The organism is Flavobacterium sp. (assembly GCF_039930565.1).
GTDB lineage: Bacteria > Bacteroidota > Bacteroidia > Flavobacteriales > Flavobacteriaceae > Flavobacterium.
In genome coordinates, this window is the sequence record NZ_JBDTTP010000008.1 from 61,603 (window position 1) to 81,638 (window position 20,036).

The following is a 20,036-nucleotide window of genomic DNA, read 5'->3' on the forward strand; positions in this document are numbered from 1 at the left end:
TATTATAAAAAAAATCCGCCAATAAATAATGACGGATTTTGAATTTAATTTTTTTATGGAACAACCTTTATCCTAATTCCTTTTGTATGGCTTGAAAATTCCGGCGCATACATACTTTGAATTGTGGTGATGCCGTTTGAGAATTCGCCGCTGTTATTTACCCTGATATCGTATTCCAAGACATAAGTTCCTTTATTGATTTTGTCAAAAAAGAAATGTGTTGCAGCGTCTTTTGTACTCATATAATATCCTAATCGATCTTTGTATTGATATTCTGAAAGTACATTTACAGGTTCAAAACATGAAGCTCTCATGTCTTTTAAATGCACAAATTCCATGTCTTCTTTAGCTGAAATAATTAATCGTACGGTAACCAAATCTCCTGTTTTTAAGGAGTTTTTGGATGTGATTTTTTCTAATTCATCTCCTGTCATAGTATTCTTTTTTAGATATAATTCTTTTGCCACTGATAAAACAGTACCCGAATTAGTTTTTATTTTATCCAAATCTTCAAAATACTGCCAGTAAACACCACCAAAACCAGGAACTTTCGATTTGTTCTGAATATTGATGGTAGCCATTTCTTTTTTAATTTCATCAGCTTTCCAGTTCAGTTTGATGTAGCCTGTTTGGGCTTCTTTTTCGTTTTCAGAAAGTTTTTTGGTTAAGATTTTTTCATCACCAATTTTAATAATTGTATTGTCATTTACAGAAAGCCAATCATTTCCTTGCATTAATAAGGCATAAATGGCTTCAGTAGTTGATTTTGTGGTTGGCCAGTTTTTGGTTTGTTTGTTTTTTAACAGCCAAACTTTCATCGCATCGACAGATTTGGTATCCTGACTCACTTCGGCGAAAGCCTCAATCAATAAAGACTGAGTTTCTATTGGCGCCTGATACCAATACCAGCCTGATTTATTTGATATCCAGTACATTCCCCAATCTTCATTATTGGATGAAGTTTCTTTTAAACTTTCAATAATTTTATTAGCCGACTCCCTTTCTCCAAAACGATTTAATGTCAAAGCTGCTAATCCTTTTTCGTAAAGTGAATATGAAAGCCAATCCTTTTTAGCTGTTTCCAGATATAATTTTGATGCTTTTTTTAAAGTGTCTGAAAGCGGATATTTATCTAAATAAAAACTTCTCGTGTATAAATAATGCAAATCAGTATACGGATTGATCCACATTAAATTGGCTGTTGTTTTTAAATTTTTTGTTCTTGCTTTATGATAAGTTAAAAACTTCTGATCTAAAAACGGAATCCCACTTTTGGCAATCTGGTCAATTTGTGAAGTATTATTTTTAGACAATTTTGACAAATGCCCTAAACCTGCCAAAATATGTCTGGTAATGTATTCGTTTTCATCATTTCCGTCAAACCAGGCAAAACCTCCTGATGATTTTTGCTTTTGTTTTAATTTATCAAAAGTTGCTTCCTGAGAACTTTTCATTTTCTCCAAATCGAATAAAAGTGCCAGATTCTTTTTCTTTTCGTCTTCACTTTGAGCATCATTCAGCCAAGGCGTTTCAGCAAGAATAATCGATTTTAATTCTTCGTTTTCCTCTAATTTAGAATTTAGTTTTCCGTTTTTTCTCCAGTCTTCAAAAACCGTTGCAATTTTCGGATTACTTGAAATGATTTCTGATGCTAAGGCATTTGCATAAAAACGGGCAAAAGTCTGTTCTGCACATTCGTGCTCATATTCCATTAAATAAGGCAGAGACTGAATGGCAATCCAAGCAGGATTAGAGGTGTATTCCAACGTAAACTGATGATTTTTTAATGAGGTTGAAGTATTGATTTTCAAATTCTCAAACGCATATTCTTTTGTGGAATTCTCCCGAACCCAAATTGGGATGCTTTCTGTAACCAGCATATTGTTTGTTAAAATGGGAAGTATGTTTTCTTCTCCATCAGAAAAATTACCTGATTTGGCTAGAATTTTATATTGAACTCCCTGAAGACCTTCAGGGATCGAAATTGTCCAGTTTGCTGTTGTATTTCCAAAGGCATCAACACTAAAGTTTCTAATGTTGTCAGTATTCAGCATTTTGGCATCAACAGATTCAATGGTTGTTGCATCAAAAAATTGTAAAATGGCCATTCCTGTCTTGGCTTCACTAGTGATATTCGAAATTTTGGTACTAATAACAATGGTGTCTTTTTCTCTTAAAAAGCGAGGAAAATTTGGCAAGACCATCAGCTCTTTTTGTGTTATAACACTTTTTTCCAAATAGCCTGAAACAGCGTCTTTGTTATGTGCCATCAAACGAAGTTTCCAGGCCGTCAAAGCTTCCGGCGAAGTAAAACTAAAGCTTATATTTCCTTTCGAATCGGTTTTTAAACTGGGTAAAAAGAATGCCGTTTCAGACAAATTTTTTCTGGCTTTTACTTGCGTTAGTTCTTTTATTGCGTTTTTGGTGGTAATAACAATTACTCCGTTTGCAGCTCTGCTTCCATAAATCGCTGTAGCTGATGCATCTTTTAAAACATTCATCGAAGCTATGTCCGCCGCATTTATATTGTTGATGTCAGTGATGATTTTTCCATCGACCACATATAAAGGAGTTGCTCCATTGATACTCGAAGCCCCTCTAATTTGAATTCCGGCAACTTTTCCTTGCAGTGCACTTTCAATTCCATCTACACTATAAACACTATTATCTTCGGGAATGAATTCTCTTTTAATGGTTGTTACTGCCCCAGTCACGGATTGTTTTTTCATTGTTCCATAGCCAACAACTACAACTTCATTCAGGCTATTCTGATCTTCCTCCAGAACCACATCAATAGTTTTTGTGTTTACAACTACAGCAGATTGACTTTTAAAACCGATATAACTAAAAATAATTTCTTCGTTTTTGGCAGCCTCAATTTCATAATAGCCATCAAAATCAGAAGTTGTACCTCTTTGTGTTCCTTTTATGGATACAGAAACACCAGGAAGAGGCAGCTTCGATTGATCTGTTATGATTCCCGAAATCATTTTTGCATTTAAAGGCTTGATTGCCTTTTTGCTAAGTTGTTTCTGATATTCCCTTTGCAGGTAAACAGAATTATTCGCATTATTAAAATCAAAACCAAACCAGATCAGTTTTGCATTTTCGTCGTGTAATTCTACTCTGTTTTTAGGAGTATTTAAATTTTGAAGATAGCTGGATGTTTTGTCAAAGCCCAAACCTGATTTTATATTGTTACCATTATAATGATAATCACTAAAACCTAAGTTAGCCCAGTTTTGCGTTGTGAATTGGTCTAATGAACTATCATACATTGAAGCCAGAATTTCGGCTTCTTTAGTTGTGTTGGCTGACTTTAATTTAAAGGACCAGTTTTCGCTGATTCCCGGCTGAAGTTTATTTCTAAAGGTTTCAATACTGAATTCCAATTTAGGAACTTCCTTTTTTAGAAATACATCTATCTCATCATGGAAAGCAGCATTTTCAAAAACACACTGAAAACCTATTTTTAAAGATTCTTCAAATTCTTTTTTCAATGGAATTTTAATGATACTTTCATTATTTTCCAGATGGATATTTTTTTCAAAAAACACTTTGCTTTCATAGTTACCCGTAACTGAAAAATAAAGCTCAGGAATTAATGAAGTTATTTTTAATGTAACAAAACCATCTTTTTTAGCGTCCTCATTGACTTGTTTGATCGTTAATAAAGTACTTGTATTGAACTTATCTTTGCTTTGTACAATTTGAAAACCGGTTGAAGATTCGATGGCGTTTTCAAAACTGTCTTTTGCTGAAAATAGGACTTTGTAGTTGCCGGATTTATAATTCGAAATAAAATCCAAAACAATTTTTTTGTCTTTTTCAGTATCAATTTTTTTGGTAAAAACTAAAGTTCCTTTTGTTGTATCAATAGTTGTTTTTTTGTTTTGTTCGTACGGAAATAATTTTTCAAATTCCGATTTATTTATGGTTTCAAATTCCGGATTTGGCCATACTCTCGGTTTGAATTTATCAGAAAACGGGCTATCATAATACATTTTGATTTCACCTTTTACAGCTAAAAATTCTCCGTTTAAGTTGGTGCTCGTTAGCAGAATTTCGTTTTTGTCTTTCGTTTTAATTTGATTGGGAAGGGAAGTTCCAAGAACTAAATCATGATATCCTACTTTTACAATAGTTTCAGCATCATGTGTTTCTCCATTAATATCAGTAACGGTAACGTTAATTCGATAATTAAAAACAGGCAATTGCTCTTTTTTACTGTTTTTTGATGGAGTTGCTGTAAAGTCAATACTAAATTTTCCTGAAGCATCCGTTTTAATTTCGCCAGTATTTAAAGTTTCATTTTCTGGTTGTTGGTCATAGTGATTTCTGAAATAACTGGTATATCGGGTAACGGTATATTTGACCACGGCATCAGAAATGTTGCTTCCTGCAAAAGCTTTGGCATTTCCTTTTACTTTGATTAACTGATTGATTTGAAGACTTTCTTTTTTAGGTTCAAAAGTAACTTCGAATTTAGGACGTTTGTATTCTTCAACCCTAAAATCAAGTCTGGAATCTTCTAAGTCCGCATTGTCCCAAAAAGCATGTTCTTCTTCATTTTTATCATAATCAATATCTTTTTCATAATCCTCAGGCTCTTCTGCTTCAATTGAAAAGTTACCTGTTAAACCATTTTTTGGTAATGTAAATTCACCAAAGAAAGAACCAAATTCATTCGTAACGACATCAAATTCTTTAAAATCATTACCATCAGCGTCCTGAACAATAATTTTGAATGTTGTTTTAGAAATTACAGTTTTTTCATTGTTCTTTTTTTGAATTGCGATTCCTTTGTAGTAAACAGTTTGCCCCGGACGATAAATAGCACGGTCTAAATAAAATTCTACTTTTCCTTTAAAATTAATATCATTTTGATCTTCGCCTGAATAGTCATTAACATAATTGATGTAGTTTTTTTGAATTAACGTAGTATCATTTACACTTGATAATTCAACATCATTGTTGTTGTTAATAAATTTCTTTTGGTTGTAAGATGCAATACCATTTTTATTTGTTTTTAGATTAAAATGTTTCGATTTAATACTCACATTCTCTATAGGCTTCCCGGTTTTTCTGTCCAGTACCTGAAAAGTTTCTCCACTTTGATTTTGTGAAGCCAAAACAGATAAATTAGAAACAGAAATGGTTTGATAAGCAAAAGCTTGTTTGTCTTTTGTATCGGAATCACTTTCAAAATAAACCAGATAAGAACCAGTTTTTAATTGTGGTAAAAGCACTTCGGTAGTATATTCAAAAAAATCATTTTTATTTATTAATGAATATGTTTTTGTAGCACCAATTTGACTTTTCCGTATAATTGCGGATACCAAAGTGTCTTTTTTGGGATAGGTATTTCTGAAATCCAAAAGCTGTTTCTGATTGATTTTATAAAATGAAACTTTTAATTGGGTAACATTTTTGTATCGAATAAAAGCTCTTGTATTTTCGTCCGTGTAAATATACTTTTGAAGTTCAATATTGAGGGATTTAGAAATAATATTGTCTTTTTGCTGTACAGCCAATTTGTAGGCATTCGATCTATTATTTACAGAGATAATACTGTCTAATAACGAAATTGCTTGTATGTTATAGTCCGGATGAGTTTCTTTTAAAGCTTTTTGAGAATAAAAAAATGCTTTTTCCAGTTGAATCTTCTGAATTAAAATGGCATCTTTTGTTTCTTTTTGAAGATTGTTTAATGCAGGTAAATAATCCTCATCAGATTCAAGTAACGTATTTTTGCAATACTGCATGCGCTCCAGCTCATTGTATCCCGAGGGATTGTTTGATTCCTGCTTTTGATATAAAGACAAAACCAAACGCAGATTTTCATTAGTAACAAAATCGAAATCGACTTTTGTAAAATCAGCGGATTTTCCTAAAAGCTGTTTTGTGTAAGGTGTAAAATCACTTTTTGTAAATTCCCATTGACGAACTTTTTGTTTGTAAAAAACTATGTTTTCTCTCAACAGATAATCAGATAAGTTTTCTTTTTTGAATTTTTCCAAAGTAAAAAAATCAAAAATAATTTCGTATTTTTCTAATAAAGTGGACTTTAAAATCGCTTCATTTTCTAAAGTCTTTTTTAGCGCTAAATCAATCTGAGTTTTGAAATTGGCCTCAGTCCAGGTCAAAAAGTTTCCATCAAGAAACGCCATGTTCGTTCTTCGTTGAATTTGGTAGGTATTTCGATTATAATAATCACTCAAACACTTTGCATAAACCAAATTTAAAATCGCTTTTGATGGAATAGAAACCCGATTAATTTCAATTTTCAGATTATTTAAAATCTTGTTTTGTGCATTTTCATCCACAACCTGCAAATATTTGGAATGATAAAAAAAGCATTTTATCATTTGAACTTCATCTTTTTCAGAAACCGCTCTTTTATAAATTTCAGCAACTATTTCATTTGCTGATTTTACTTTACCTTCATTTTCAAAGTCAATGACCTTGTCCCATTTTTTATCGGTTTGTTGTGCAAACAAAGTTGAAGTAAGTAACAAAAAAGCAAATAATATATTTTTCATAAGTTGGTTTTCTTATATAGAGCGTCTTTTTCTAAAAAAGGTTGGGAAGGTTTTAAAATAAATTTCGTACAAATTAGTAATTTATCTCCAAAATCAAATATTCGTTTTATTATTTGCTTATTTTTGAGAGATGAAAAAACTTGTATTCCTTTTTTTATTTGTGCCAATTTGTATTTGGTCACAATCCAATTTTGAAAAAGGGGAGAAATTGTTTCATGCTAAAAAATATAAAGATGCTGAAGTTGTTTTTGAGCTCAATTTAAAATATTATCCTAACGATATCAAAACACTTGAACGGCTTGGCGAAATCACTTCTGAAGAAAAACAGTGGGAAAAAGCATCGGTCTATTATAAAAAATTAACGCAGTTAAAACCTAATGAAGCCGATTATTTTTATAAATATGGAGGCTGTTTGGGAATGAAAGCTATGGAAGTCAATAAATTTAAGGCTATGGGGCTGGTCGGTGATATGAAGTCCGCATTTGAGAAAGCTATTGCTCTAAATCCAAAACATCTTCCTGCCAGATGGGCTTTGATAGAACTGTATTTGCAATTACCCGGAATAGCAGGAGGTAGCGAGTCGAAAGCTTTGAAATATGCAAATGAACTAGCAAAATTATCACCTGTCGATGGTTATCTGTCAAAAGGGAGAATAGATGAATATTTTGAAAGATATGATTCTGCTGAAAAAAATTATGTAAAAGGACACGAAATTGGCAATTCAAAAATTACATTTCAGAAATTATATAATTTATATTTGAAAAAATTAAAAGAGCCTAAAAAAGCCCAGGAATTAAAACAGAAATTTGAATCATAATAATCAAATCTCGAAAAATTAAATTCCCTTTAATTGGAATTTGAAATATAAAAATTGAAATTTTAAATGAAAACACATTTCATCGCTATTGGCGGAAGCGCTATGCACAACTTAGCATTAGCATTACATAACAAAGGATATCAGATTACCGGAAGCGACGATGCTATTTTTGAACCTTCAAAATCAAGACTGGAAAAAAAAGGAATTCTTCCTGCTGAAATGGGTTGGTTTCCTGAGAAAATAACAACTGATATTGAAGCTGTAATCTTAGGAATGCACGCCAAAGCAGATAATCCGGAATTATTAAAAGCACAGGAATTAGGTTTGAAAATTTATTCGTATCCGGAATTTTTATACGAACAGTCAAAAAATAAAACCCGTGTGGTTATTGGTGGTTCCCACGGAAAAACAACCATTACTTCAATGATTTTGCATGTAATGCATTATCATAATATTGAGGTAGATTATATGGTAGGAGCACAGCTGGAAGGTTTTGATACGATGGTGCATCTTACCGAAGAAAATGATTTCATAGTTTTGGAAGGTGATGAGTATTTGTCATCTCCAATTGACAGACGTCCAAAATTTCATTTGTACCAACCCAATATTGCTTTGATTTCAGGAATTGCCTGGGATCATATCAATGTTTTTCCAACGTATGAAAATTACGTAGAGCAGTTTGAAATTTTCATTGGAAAAATCACCAATGGAGGAATTTTAGTGTATAACGAAAATGATCCTGAAGTAAAACGTGTTTCAGAAGCTGCTGTAAATCCAATTCGTAAATTACCCTATTCTACTCCGCAATATACTGTTAGCCAAGGTATTACTTTGTTAAAAACCCCGGAAGGCGATATGCCAATCGAAGTTTTTGGAGCACATAACCTTAATAATTTAGCAGGAGCAAAATGGATTTGCCAGAATATGGGCGTTGACGAAGCTGATTTTTACGAAGCTATTGCCAGTTTTAAAGGAGCTTCAAAACGATTAGAAAAAATTGCTGAAGCAAAAGGAAAAGTAGCCTACAAGGACTTTGCACATTCACCAAGTAAAGTGGCTGCAACAACCAAAGCAGTAAAAGAACAGTATCCAGACAGAACTTTGGTTGCATGCTTAGAGTTACATACTTACAGCAGTTTAAATGCAGAGTTTCTTAAAGAGTATGAAGGAGCTTTAGAATATGCTGATATTGCAGTTGTCTTCTACTCTCCGGATGCTGTAAAAATCAAACAACTGGAAGAAGTGACTTATCAGCAAATTGCTAGTTCTTTCAATAGAAAAGATTTGATTATTTATACCAATCCTGTGGAATTCAAAGAATATTTATTCAATTTAAATTTGGATAATTCTGCTTTGTTGTTGATGAGTTCAGGTAATTATGGAGGTTTGAATTTTGATGAGGTTAAAGGTTTGATTAATTAAATAATTAGTCAATTAGAAAATTAGATAATGTGCCAATTGCTTTTAAGTAATTGGCATTTTTTTTAAAATTATCTAATTGACACATTCTCTAATTCTCTAATTTAAATTTTTGTAGCTATAATGTCCCACAATTTTATATTCAAACAAACAATCTTCCAAAACCTGTCCACCGCCAACGTTATGAACAATAAGGTTTCGTTTGCCGTCTTCTGATTTTTTGTTTGTTATAATTCCAATATGAGGTAACTTTCCGTTAATCATCCAGGTTACAATTTCTCCAGTTTTATAATCTTTTGGATCTTCAGAAACGGGTAATTTAGTACCTCTTCTTTCAAAGAAAACTTCTAAATTAGGCACTCTTCGGTGGTCGATATTTGTATCTGTTTTTGTCATTCCCCATTTTTTTAAATTTGGATACTTAGAGAAGTTGACTATCATATCTTCATGCACTTCTTTTTGCAAATCAATATCTAATTTTCGATAGGTACGAATCACAACATCTGTGCATACACCTTTATTTGGCGGAATATCTCCATTTGGATATTTTATAGAAAAATAGGCCGGGTCATAATCTATTGAAGGATCAATAATCGATATTGCTGCTTCGGATAATTTATCTTCAAAAGTTTTTACAGTCTTTTCATCGGCACTCGTAAAGGTTAATTGGTTGTTTTCTTTATGATTGCATGAAAAAAATAATACTATAAATAATGCGATGCAGGCTAGTTTCATTTTTTCTTTTAAAATTAGTCATTATCAAATAACAAAGTAGTTTTTAGTGAATGATTTTTCTTATTTTTAACAAATTTATTTATAATTGTAAACCGGATGAATAAAAGTGTAGAAGTTGTAAAGACAACAAGTGAAAATCCGGATTTTATATTTTTATACAAGACTTTCGATACTTTTTTATGGGATCGTTACCCGGAATTAAAAACTGAGTATTGGGGTAATAACCTAATTGAATTTAACCCAGATGTTATTGTAGTTTATGTGAATGAAAAGCCTGTAGCTTGTGGTTGTATAAAAAAGTATAATAAAAATACTGCTGAGTTAAAACGAATGTTTGTTATGCCTGAAGCAAGAGGCTTGGGCTTGGCTCAGTTAATTTTAAGAGAACTTGAAATAGAGTCTAAACAAAAAGGCTTTTCTTTTTTGATTTTAGAAACGCTCTATAAACAAATTGAAGCAATTAATTTGTATCAAAAATTTGGATTTGAAGTAATTGAAAACTATGAACCGTATGCTGGCCTGACAAATAGTATTTGTATGAGCAAAACATTATTTAATAAATGATTAAAATGGAATCAACACATTTTCCTATTACAAATTGGTCAGAAGACGACAGGCCTCGTGAAAAATTAATGCTGAAAGGTAAAAACGTTTTAAGTGACGCTGAATTAATCGCAATTTTAATTGGTTCAGGAAGCCGAAATGAATCGGCAGTTGATTTGAGCAAAAGAATTCTGGCAAGTGTTGATACCCTAAATTCATTAGGTAAAATGTCACTGGCACAGCTTACTAATTTTAAAGGGATTGGAGAAGCAAAAGCTATTGCCATAATTGCAGCTTTAGAATTAGGAAGAAGGCGCAGGGCAGAAGATGCTGTTGAGCTGGTAAAAATAACATCAAGTAAGTTAGTGTTCGAAATGATGCAGCCAATTATTGGTGAGCTTCCACATGAAGAATTTTGGGTGCTTTTTCTGAATAACTCCAATAAAGTAATTTCTAAATCACAACTCAGTAAAGGAGGTATCTCCGGAACCATTGTAGATGTTCGTCTAGTGTTTAAAATGGCATTAGAAAATGGTGCAACTGCCTTGATTTTATGTCATAATCATCCGTCAGGAACATTACAGCCGAGTGAAGCTGATAAACAGATTACAAAAAAATTGAAGTTAGCAGGGGAAAGTCTAGATGTTAAAGTTTTAGATCACTTGATTATTACTGAAACAAAATATTATAGTTTTGCAGATGAAGGAATTTTTTAAAATATGAAAACCCACATTACCGATATTTTTTTTGATTTAGACCATACACTTTGGGATTTTGACAAAAACTCCGAAATGGCTTTTAGCAAAATTTTTAAAGATAAATTTCCGGAAATCTGTTGTAATGATTTTATTGAGAAATACATACCAATAAATCAGGCTTGCTGGAAATTATATCAAAATGATAAAATTTCACATCTTGAATTGCGTTATAACAGATTGAAGTTTTCATTCGATGCTTTAAATATTAGTATTTCGGATGAGGATATCAATCAAATTGCAAATGACTACATTGAGTGTTTAACAGATAACAATCATCTTTTTGAAGGAGCTATTGATGTTTTGGAGTATTTGAAACCAAAATATAAATTGCATATCATCACAAACGGTTTTGCAAATATTCAGGATAAGAAATTAAATAATGCATTACTCTCAGGATATTTCAGTACGATTACAAATTCTGAATCGGCTGGTGTAAAAAAGCCAAATAGTATTATCTTTGATTATGCTGTTAATTTGGCTAAGGCTTCAAAAGAAAATTGCATTATGATTGGTGATTGCCTTGATGCCGATGTTAACGGTGCTTTAAATGCGGGTTTGGACGCTATTTTTTTTAATTGCAAAGAATTGGAAGCTCCAAAAAATATTAAACAGATAAACAATTTATTAGAACTTAAAAAATATTTATAATTATGAAAATTAAATTTTTATTACTAATTCTATTCACTTCTTTTATAGGTTTTTCACAGACTATAAACGACTATAAAGCGGTAATTGTGCCTATTAAATTCGACTTTTCCAAAGGAACAAATCCATACAGATTATCGACGTTGACGAAATCAAACCTAACCAAAGCAGGTTTCGAAGCTTTTTATGAAAATGAACAGCTTCCTGCTGGATTTAGTGAGCGTTGTGAACTTTTATATGTTGATGTAAAAAAAGACAGTGGCTTTTTAGTAAGCAAACTTTACGTAGAATTTAAGGATTGCTTCGGGAAAGTGATTTACACGTCTGAAATTGGTAAAAGTAAAGAAAAAGAATATGATATTGCTTACAGAGAATGTCTTGATATGGCATTTTTGTCTATATACAAACTCAATTATAAATACAATGGTAAAACTGTTGCTTCTGCAGCTAAAGCAGCTCCTGTGGTATCTACAAATGCTTCAGTAACTCAATCTACAGTTGTAACTACCGCAAACACAACTCCTGTTGCGGATATAACCGATCCAAATTTATTGTATGCTCAGCCAACTGAAAACGGTTTTCAGCTTATTGATAAAACGCCAAAAGTAGTAATGAAGCTTCTTAAAACATCCCGACCTGATTCTTTTATAGCAATCAAAGATGGAATTCAGGGAACTTTAAATGCAAAAGACAATCAATGGTTTTTTGAATATTATCAAAATGACAAATTAGTTTCCGAAAAAATTTCGGTCAAATTCTAAATATAAGATTTGGTTTAATAACCATATTTATCCTTCCAACGGTTCTTTAAAAATTCACGATTGCTATTCTCTCTCGAATTGCTTCCCGGATTATAAAGAACCGTTTCTTTTATGGCATCGGGCAGGAATTCCTGATCCGCGAAATTATTTGCATAATCATGCGAGTATTTATAATCTTCCCCATATCCCAGTTCTTTCATCAATTTTGTTGGGGCATTGCGTAAATGTATGGGCACTGGCAAATCACCTGTTTGCTTTACGAGTTGTTGTGCAGATCCAATAGCCATGTATGAAGCATTGCTTTTTGGAGAAGTAGCCAAATAAATAGCACATTGACTTAAAATGATACGGCTTTCCGGATATCCAATAGTTGAAACAGCCTGAAAAGTATTGTTCGCCATAATAAAAGCAGTAGGATTTGCATTTCCGATGTCCTCACTCGATAAAATGAGCATTCTTCTTGCGATAAACTTTACATCTTCACCACCTTCAATCATTCTGGCCAGCCAATACACCGCTCCATTTGGATCACTTCCTCTAATCGATTTTATAAAGGCAGAAACGATGTCATAATGCTGCTCACCAGTTTTATCATATAAAACGGTATTTTGCTGTACCAATTCAAAAACGCGGTCATTTGTAATTATAATTTCTTCATCTGCCGATGCATTCACGACAAGTTCAAAAATATTCAATAATTTTCTTCCATCTCCGCCAGAAAGACGTAATAAAGCTTCTGTTTCTTTAAGAACAATATTTTTAGAGATTAACTCAGTATCCGTTTTCATAGCTCGCTGTAGTAAACTCTCTAAGTCATCTTTACTAAAAGCATTCAATATATAAACCTGACAACGGGACAATAATGCCGGAATGACTTCAAAACTTGGGTTTTCTGTAGTAGCACCAATAAGGGTTATCCACCCTTTTTCGACCGCAGCTAAAAGAGAGTCTTGCTGAGATTTACTAAAACGATGAATCTCATCAATAAAAAGAATAGGGTTTTTGGTTGTAAATAATCCACCACTTAGTTTCGCTTTTTCAATTACATCACGAATGTCTTTCACGCCTGAATTTATTGCACTCAAGATATAAAACGGACGTTTAGATTCCTGTGCAATAATTTGTGCTAAAGTTGTTTTTCCTGTTCCGGGAGGTCCCCAAAATATTAATGAAGGAATGATTCCTTTAGAAATTTGTTGTGTCAGCGATCCGTTTGGTCCAACCAAATGACTTTGACTAATATAATCCTCTAATTTCTGTGGGCGAATACGTTCTGCTAAAGGTGCTTCCATTTTACAAAATTACGAGTTTCAATTTAAATTTAATTTTTTAAGGAGCTAATTCCTGCTGTCCACTATATCTTTTTTGGTAAAAAAAACCAAAAAAGGATGCCGTTCCCATCAGGGCTAAATTGGATGCAAAAATGATATTTCAGTTTAGCTGACAAATTATCAGTAAATTGTATTTGGATAGTTTTTTGATAGTATACAATTTACAAAATATACACGATATGAATGACCATCAGTTTAAATTTTCTAACGCAGTTATTGGACTTCCAGTATTTTTTGTCCTTTTCTTGTGGATTTTGTACTGGTTTCAGATTCGTTATGATTTTGATTTTTACAAAAATGGAATCTACCCAAGGGATTTTTCAGGGCTGCAAGGTGTTTTGTTCAGTCCTTTTATTCATGAAAATCTAAATCACCTCTACAATAATTCAATTCCTTTATTGGTGTTATTAGCAGCTTTGCAATATTTTTATCCAAAACAATCCATTAAAGTTATTATATTCGGAATTCTGTTTTCCGGATTAATTACCTGGATAATCGGCAGGCAAAACTATCATATAGGAGCCAGCGGTCTGATTTATGTTTTGGTAAGTTTTATTTTCTTTAAAGGTATTCAGACCAGATATTACAGGTTAGTAGCACTTTCTTTATCTGTTATATTGCTTTATGGCGGAATGATTTGGTATGTTTTTCCGGAAATTGATAATACCATTTCCTGGGAAGGTCATTTAGCCGGTTTTATAACCGGATTTGCTATGACCTTATTTTATAAAACTCCCGAATATACGAAGCCTGTAGTTTACGATTGGCAGAAAGCAGATTTTAATCCTGAAAATGATCCTTTTATGAAACACTTTGACGACAACGGAAATTTTATCAATACAGAAATTCTTACAGATGAAGGAGAGGATTTTAATCCCTATTTTAATTCAAATTTTTTAGTAAATTATACTATCACAAAAAGTGAATCCCCAATTGAAGATAATTCAATTGATAAAAATTGAGGTATTTAGCTTCTCTGACGAACCGCTTCATATAAAAAAGCACCACAGGCAACAGATACATTCAGTGATCCGATTGTTCCAAACATTGGTAATTTTGCTTTTTCATCAACAATTTTAAGAACAGAAGGATTGATACCTCTGTCTTCAGATCCCATAATTATGGCAACAGGTTCATTTAATGCTATATCGTAAATATTTTGTTCTGTTTTTTCAGTTGCGGCAACAGTTTTAATTCCTGATCCCTGCAAATAAAATATAGCATCTTTAATGTGTTCCACTTTACAAATAGGAACATTAAAAACGGCTCCGGCTGAAGTTTTTACAGTATCACCATTTACAGGAGCAGAACCGGCTTTTTGAACAATAATCCCGTTTACCCCAGTACATTCTGCAGTTCTGATAATGGCACCAAAATTTCTTGCATCAGAGATCTGGTCTAAAATCAAAAATAAAGGTTTTGAACCTGATTCTATAGTAGATTCTACTAAATGCTCCAAATCTATAAAGCCAATTGGTGATATTGTTGCTACAGCTCCCTGATGATTATTTGGAGTTAAGCGGTTTAGCTTCTCTACGGGAACATAGGAGAAATTAATGTTGGCACGTTTCATTACCTTCATTAAATCTTTCATTAGTTCACCTGAAATTTCCTTTTGTATAAATACTTTGTCTACTTCTTTACCTGCTTGTATCGCTTCTATTATGGCTCTTATTCCAAATATTTGATGTTCTTTTTCCATGGCGCAAATATAGGTATAATGTTTATATAAAAAAAAATGAAGATTCGATGCTGAATCTTAAATTTATGGGTTTTTAATTTTTGCTACATAAAAAAACCGTCTAAATTTTTAGACGGTTTTAATTATTTTAATAAGTAAAAGTGTTTTTTACAAATCCCACCATACTTTTGTCAATAATGTAACATAAGGAACCGGGATTCCAGGACCTGCTTGTAAAGAAGCGCGGTTTACATTAATTTCCTTTTGAGGATATGGCAATCTTCTTGGAGTTACTCCGCTTGTACGATTAGTCACTGGTATAGTTAATGCTGGAAATCCTGTTCTTCTCCAGTCAACAAAAGATTCAGCCGGAGCTTGAAACATTGTAATCCATTTTTGTTCCATTATTCTTGCCAAAGTACCATCATATATTACTGCTGGTGTAGCTATATAAGTTGCTGAGCCAGTTACACCTAATGCAGTAAAATCATTTGTGATTGCTTTGTCATAAGCTATTTTTGAATTTACTAAATCATTAGCTCTATGATAAACTTCTGCTTTGATAAATTCTACCTCTGCAGCACTTACAAAAATCACTGGAGAATCTATTGATGCATACGCTGGTCCAACACGGGAAAATAAATTTTCACCTGAATCATCCAAATCCTGACCAGGAAGATTTCCTAAAAATTGACCAGCTAAACCATTTCCATTATTTTTAACAGGCAAAAAGAATTTATCAATTCTTGGGTCATTTAATGATTTCATTTTATCAACTATAGTATTTCCTACTGCCTGATCTTTTCTTCCTGATAAAACATCAAATTGATATATAGGGTTAGCATTTGTTGCTGTGTTTCCAAATGTTACTTTTGCATTGTCTGCAGTTGTACTAATTAATATTGGATTAGTTTGTAAAAATGTTAGTGCTTGAGTAGGATTCTTTTTACTAATATGATTGTATAATCTTAATTTTAAAGAATTGGCGAAAGCTTCCCATTTAACAATATTGCCACCGTATACTAAATCAGCAGCTCCAGGTTTAATACCGATATTTGATTTTAGATTTACAATTGCTTCATCTAATAAAGTAATTAAAGCAGGGTAAATTGTCTCTTGTTTGTCATACGCAGGTGTGATATTACCTGCCCCTTTTAAGCTTTCGCTGTATGGAATGTCTCCAAAAAGATCTGTAGTTATGCTAAAGGTATAAGCCTGAAGAACTTGAGATATACCTAAATATACATTATCCTTGCTAATTCTTGTTTGGTCTTCAACAGCTCTTAAGTCAATTAAGATGTCATAAATGCTACCCCATAATCCATCTGTATCTGCTGATGTTATGTTGTATTGTCCATAATTCATAGGTTGCCCTCTGTGTCCTGAATAATACTGTACTATTGTAGCAGGCATTCTTGTTCCGTCTCCTCCAATAGTATACGCCAAGTTTACTTCTGCTGCTGATAATAATGAAGCTACAGGAACTACTGTTGGATTATTTGGATCATTATTTATATCAAGTTCGTTTTCACAAGATACAAATACTGCAGCTAATGTAATTAAGCCGAAATAAAATATTCGCTTAAAATTATTATTAATATTTTTCATTGTTATTAATTTTAGTTTAGAATTGAACTTTTAGATTGAAACCAAATGTTCTTGTTGTAGGAAACGCAAATCTTGAAACACCCTGCGCATTACCAGTTCCAAATGAACTTGATTCAGGGTCAATATGAGGAATGTCTGACCAAATGAATAAATTACGGCCATATAATCCTAAATCTAAACTACGAATGTATGCATCTTTTAATTTGAAGCTGTATCCAATAGTAACTTCTCTTAGTTTAACCCAATTATTCTCGTATACATATTCTTCATTTGGATATGCACCTGCACCATACCAATTGGCATCACGTTTTACAATTACGTCATTAGGAGTACCAGTTGTAGCATTTACACCCGGGTAAATAAAGTCATCATTACGTGTTAAAGTTTTTTCACTAACACCGTATGTATCCAACAATTCTTCTGTTCCACTATACATGTAACCCCCTTGTCTTGTTTCTAAAAGTGCAGTTAAATAAATATTTTTGAAATTAATTGCTGTGCTTACACCACCAGTCCAGTCTGCTTCAGTGTGTCCAAGTACTTCTCCATCAAGAACTAATGGGAAACCATCGTCATCAACTAAAACATTTCCGTTTGCATCTCTGTCGTAAGCAGTTCCAATTATTGTTCCTAATCTCTCTCCTTTTACTGCATATATTGCAGGATTTCCATCAAAACCACCCAAGTAAACTCTGTCTACGCCAGGGTAAGTTTCGTCAACATTCGATCTGATTCTTGTGAAGTTGAAAGTTACATCCCATTTAAAATCTTTTGTTTGAATAGGTGTTGTTCTCAACATAAGTTCAATACCATTAGAAGTTGTTTTTCCACTATTGATAATTGTAGCATTTGCTCCGGTAGCAGGAGAAATATCTAATGGAATAATACCATCAGTATTTATATTTCTGTAGTATGAAGCATCAAAACCAATTCTGTCTTTAAATAATTTTAATTCAAGACCAACTTCATATTCTGTTGTGAATTCTGGTTTTAAACTTCCGTTGCTTATTGTGTTTTGGATAGTATAACCAGCTAAATTATTAAATGGAAATTCAACTCCATCAGTAAAACCATCAGAAAATATTGCTTTTCTATAAGCAGGTTGTGTTAGATAAGGATCTGCATCTCTACCTGTTTTAGAGGCACCTAATCTTAACTTTCCATAAGTAAGAACGTCTGACTGTATTTTGAAAGCGTCTGTAAATATTACAGATGCACTTACTCCAGGATAAAAGAAGCTTCTATTGTCTTTTGGCAATGTAGAGCTCCATTCATTTCTTCCAACTATGTTTAAGAAAAGGTAGTTATCATAACTAAGGGATAAATCTCCAAATACACCAAATAAGGTTCTTCTACTGTTATAAAGGTATGCAGGACTGAATGTTTTGATGTTATTAGTGTTAATAATTCCAGGTAAAATTAATTCTGTTCCAATTACCTGAGACTGTTGAAATGTTCTGTTATTGTAATCCTGACCAGCAGTTAATGTTGTCTTGAATTTTTCAGTAATATCTTTATTGAAAGTAGCAATCAATGTAGAAGTCGTTTCTTTACGCGCAATATTATCGTAAGTTAAGTTTCCTAAAGGATTTCCGCCAGTGTTGATGTCTTTAAAAAGTGTTCTTTCATCAGATAAAAAATCATTACCAAGACGGTATGATAATTTCAAATCTTTAGTAACATCAAAGGCAAAGTTTAAACCGGTAATATATCTTTGGCTATCAGTACGTGCTGAGTTTTTGTAAGCACTCCAGTATGGGTTATCAAATGCTCCACCTCTAAAGTTAATTTGAGTTCCATTTGGTCTTTGGTAACCGTATCCTTTTAAGTCCCATGAAACAGGAACGTGAGATAATGCAAAGATTGGATTTCCTCCATCTTGTCCTGCATATGAAAGATCACCTTCTGATGCATTATAACTTAAGTTTACACCTGCTGAAAATTTACTGCTAAATTTATAGTTTGTGTTAAAACGGCCATTAAATTTTTGATAACCCTGGTTTGGTACAATAGACGTTTGTTTTGATTGTCCAATTGATACAAACATATCATAATCCTCTTTAGAATTTGAAAGTGATACGTTATTATTATATGTGATACCAGTTTGTAAGAAATCCTTTCTTGGGTCAAATACTTTTAATTGGATTTGTTGTGGACCTAATCCTTTAGCAGCTCCAGCTGCAGCACTTGTTACAGTTTGCCCGGTAATTTTTGGACCATATGATCTTGATCCTCCTTCTGAATATACGCCATTTGCTCCTTGCGCATATTCAGTTTGATAGTCTGGTAACACTAAAGCATCATCCACTCCTATTGAACTTGTAAATTCAATTACAGGTTTTCCTGCTTTGTTAGATCCTGTTTTTGTCGTAATTAAAACAACTCCATTAGAACCGCGATTTCCATATAAAACTGCTCCAGCAGCGCCTTTTAATACTGAAATGCTTGCAATGTCATTTGGGTTGATGTCAGAAGCTCTGTTAGGGCTATTGAAACCTGTAACAGTGTTTCCATTTCCATCATTAGAATTACTTATTGGTATTCCGTCAATAACATATAGAGGTTCGTTATTTCCAGTTAATGATTTATTTCCTCCTCTGATTACTAATCTGCTCGCTTGTCCTGGTGCTCCACCTGATGCAGTTACCTGCAATCCTGATACTTTTCCGCTAAGAGCACTTACAAGGTTCTGATTGTTTCCTCTATTAACATCATCTCCGGATACTTTTGTTGTGGCATAACCTACTGCTTTTTCAGATTTTTTAATTCCCAAAGCTGTTACTACTACACTTTCAAGTTCAACTGAATCATCTCCTAATTTTACATTTAAAGAAGATGAGCTAGCTGAAATTTCCTGGGTTTTCATCCCAATGTAGCTAAATACCAATACTTGGCTTGTTGCTGCTTTGATAGAAAATTTTCCATCAAAATCTGTTTGCGTTCCTGTTTTAGTTCCTTTAACTAATACACTCACACCTGGTAATGGCATTCCTGAATTGTCGGAAACTGACCCAGAAACAACTCTTTCTTGCGCAAAAGTAAGTTGCGCGACTAGTACTAATAATAGCACTAAGAATCCATTGAACTTTAGTTTCATTTTTAAATATTTTGAATTAGTATCGCAAAACTCTTAATAATTTGTTAACTATCCTAATATATGCTATACTTTTTTTAGTTAAATTATGAATTTACAATA

At 32.8% G+C, this 20,036-nt stretch carries 13 protein-coding genes; 7 read left to right on the plus strand and 6 right to left on the minus strand.

Annotation, left to right across the window (positions count from 1 at the left end):
• Positions 1-53 precede the first annotated feature (53 nt).
• The gene (locus tag ABI657_RS04015) at positions 54-6,542 is read right to left on the minus strand and encodes a carboxypeptidase-like regulatory domain-containing protein (RefSeq protein ID WP_348095953.1); all 6,489 of its coding nucleotides are present in this window, start codon (positions 6,540-6,542) and stop codon (positions 54-56) included.
• 130 nt (positions 6,543-6,672) lie between these two features.
• Here ABI657_RS04015 and ABI657_RS04020 point away from each other — a divergent pair, with 130 nt between their 5' ends.
• The gene (locus tag ABI657_RS04020; protein ID WP_348095954.1) at positions 6,673-7,359 is read left to right on the plus strand and encodes a hypothetical protein; all 687 of its coding nucleotides are present in this window, start codon (positions 6,673-6,675) and stop codon (positions 7,357-7,359) included.
• Between the two features lie 66 nt (positions 7,360-7,425).
• On the plus strand, positions 7,426-8,781 hold the full coding sequence (locus ABI657_RS04025; RefSeq protein WP_348095955.1) for a Mur ligase family protein: 1,356 nt from the start codon (positions 7,426-7,428) through the stop codon (positions 8,779-8,781).
• A gap of 96 nt (positions 8,782-8,877) precedes the next feature.
• Here the strand turns inward: ABI657_RS04025 and ABI657_RS04030 are convergent, their stop codons facing one another.
• Entirely contained in the window at positions 8,878-9,513 is a 636-nt protein-coding gene (locus ABI657_RS04030) for a DUF1287 domain-containing protein (protein WP_348095956.1), read from the minus strand.
• Between the two features lie 96 nt (positions 9,514-9,609).
• Here ABI657_RS04030 and ABI657_RS04035 point away from each other — a divergent pair, with 96 nt between their 5' ends.
• Genes ABI657_RS04035 through ABI657_RS04050 form a run of 4 tightly spaced genes read left to right on the plus strand, consistent with a single transcriptional unit; the run spans position 9,610 to position 12,220 of the window.
• Positions 9,610-10,077, plus strand: coding sequence for a GNAT family N-acetyltransferase (locus tag ABI657_RS04035; protein ID WP_348095957.1), 468 nt, complete (start codon positions 9,610-9,612; stop codon positions 10,075-10,077).
• Positions 10,078-10,082: 5 nt separating this feature from the next.
• Entirely contained in the window at positions 10,083-10,772 is a 690-nt protein-coding gene (radC, locus tag ABI657_RS04040) for a DNA repair protein RadC (protein ID WP_348095958.1), read from the plus strand.
• Between the two features lie 3 nt (positions 10,773-10,775).
• A complete protein-coding gene (locus ABI657_RS04045; RefSeq protein WP_348095959.1) occupies positions 10,776-11,462 on the plus strand; it encodes a YjjG family noncanonical pyrimidine nucleotidase in 687 nt (228 codons plus the stop codon).
• Between the two features lie 2 nt (positions 11,463-11,464).
• Positions 11,465-12,220, plus strand: coding sequence for a hypothetical protein (locus tag ABI657_RS04050; RefSeq protein WP_348095960.1), 756 nt, complete (start codon positions 11,465-11,467; stop codon positions 12,218-12,220).
• Positions 12,221-12,234: 14 nt separating this feature from the next.
• Here ABI657_RS04050 and ABI657_RS04055 read toward each other — a convergent pair whose 3' ends face one another.
• On the minus strand, positions 12,235-13,512 hold the full coding sequence (locus ABI657_RS04055) for a replication-associated recombination protein A (RefSeq protein ID WP_348095961.1): 1,278 nt from the start codon (positions 13,510-13,512) through the stop codon (positions 12,235-12,237).
• 218 nt (positions 13,513-13,730) lie between these two features.
• Between ABI657_RS04055 and ABI657_RS04060 the strand changes: the two genes are divergently transcribed.
• Entirely contained in the window at positions 13,731-14,513 is a 783-nt protein-coding gene (locus ABI657_RS04060; RefSeq protein ID WP_348095962.1) for a rhomboid family intramembrane serine protease, read from the plus strand.
• Positions 14,514-14,518: 5 nt separating this feature from the next.
• Here the strand turns inward: ABI657_RS04060 and rlmB are convergent, their stop codons facing one another.
• From rlmB to ABI657_RS04075, 3 genes are all read right to left on the minus strand, one after another.
• Entirely contained in the window at positions 14,519-15,253 is a 735-nt protein-coding gene (gene rlmB / locus ABI657_RS04065; RefSeq protein ID WP_348095963.1) for a 23S rRNA (guanosine(2251)-2'-O)-methyltransferase RlmB, read from the minus strand.
• A gap of 147 nt (positions 15,254-15,400) precedes the next feature.
• Positions 15,401-16,840: a SusD/RagB family nutrient-binding outer membrane lipoprotein gene (locus ABI657_RS04070; RefSeq protein WP_348095964.1), complete on the minus strand. Its 1,440-nt coding sequence runs from the start codon at positions 16,838-16,840 to the stop codon at positions 15,401-15,403.
• 16 nt (positions 16,841-16,856) lie between these two features.
• Positions 16,857-19,937 (minus strand): SusC/RagA family TonB-linked outer membrane protein, encoded by a 3,081-nt coding sequence (locus tag ABI657_RS04075; RefSeq protein ID WP_348095965.1) that lies wholly within the window; start codon positions 19,935-19,937, stop codon positions 16,857-16,859.
• Between the last annotated feature and the right edge of the window lie 99 nt (positions 19,938-20,036).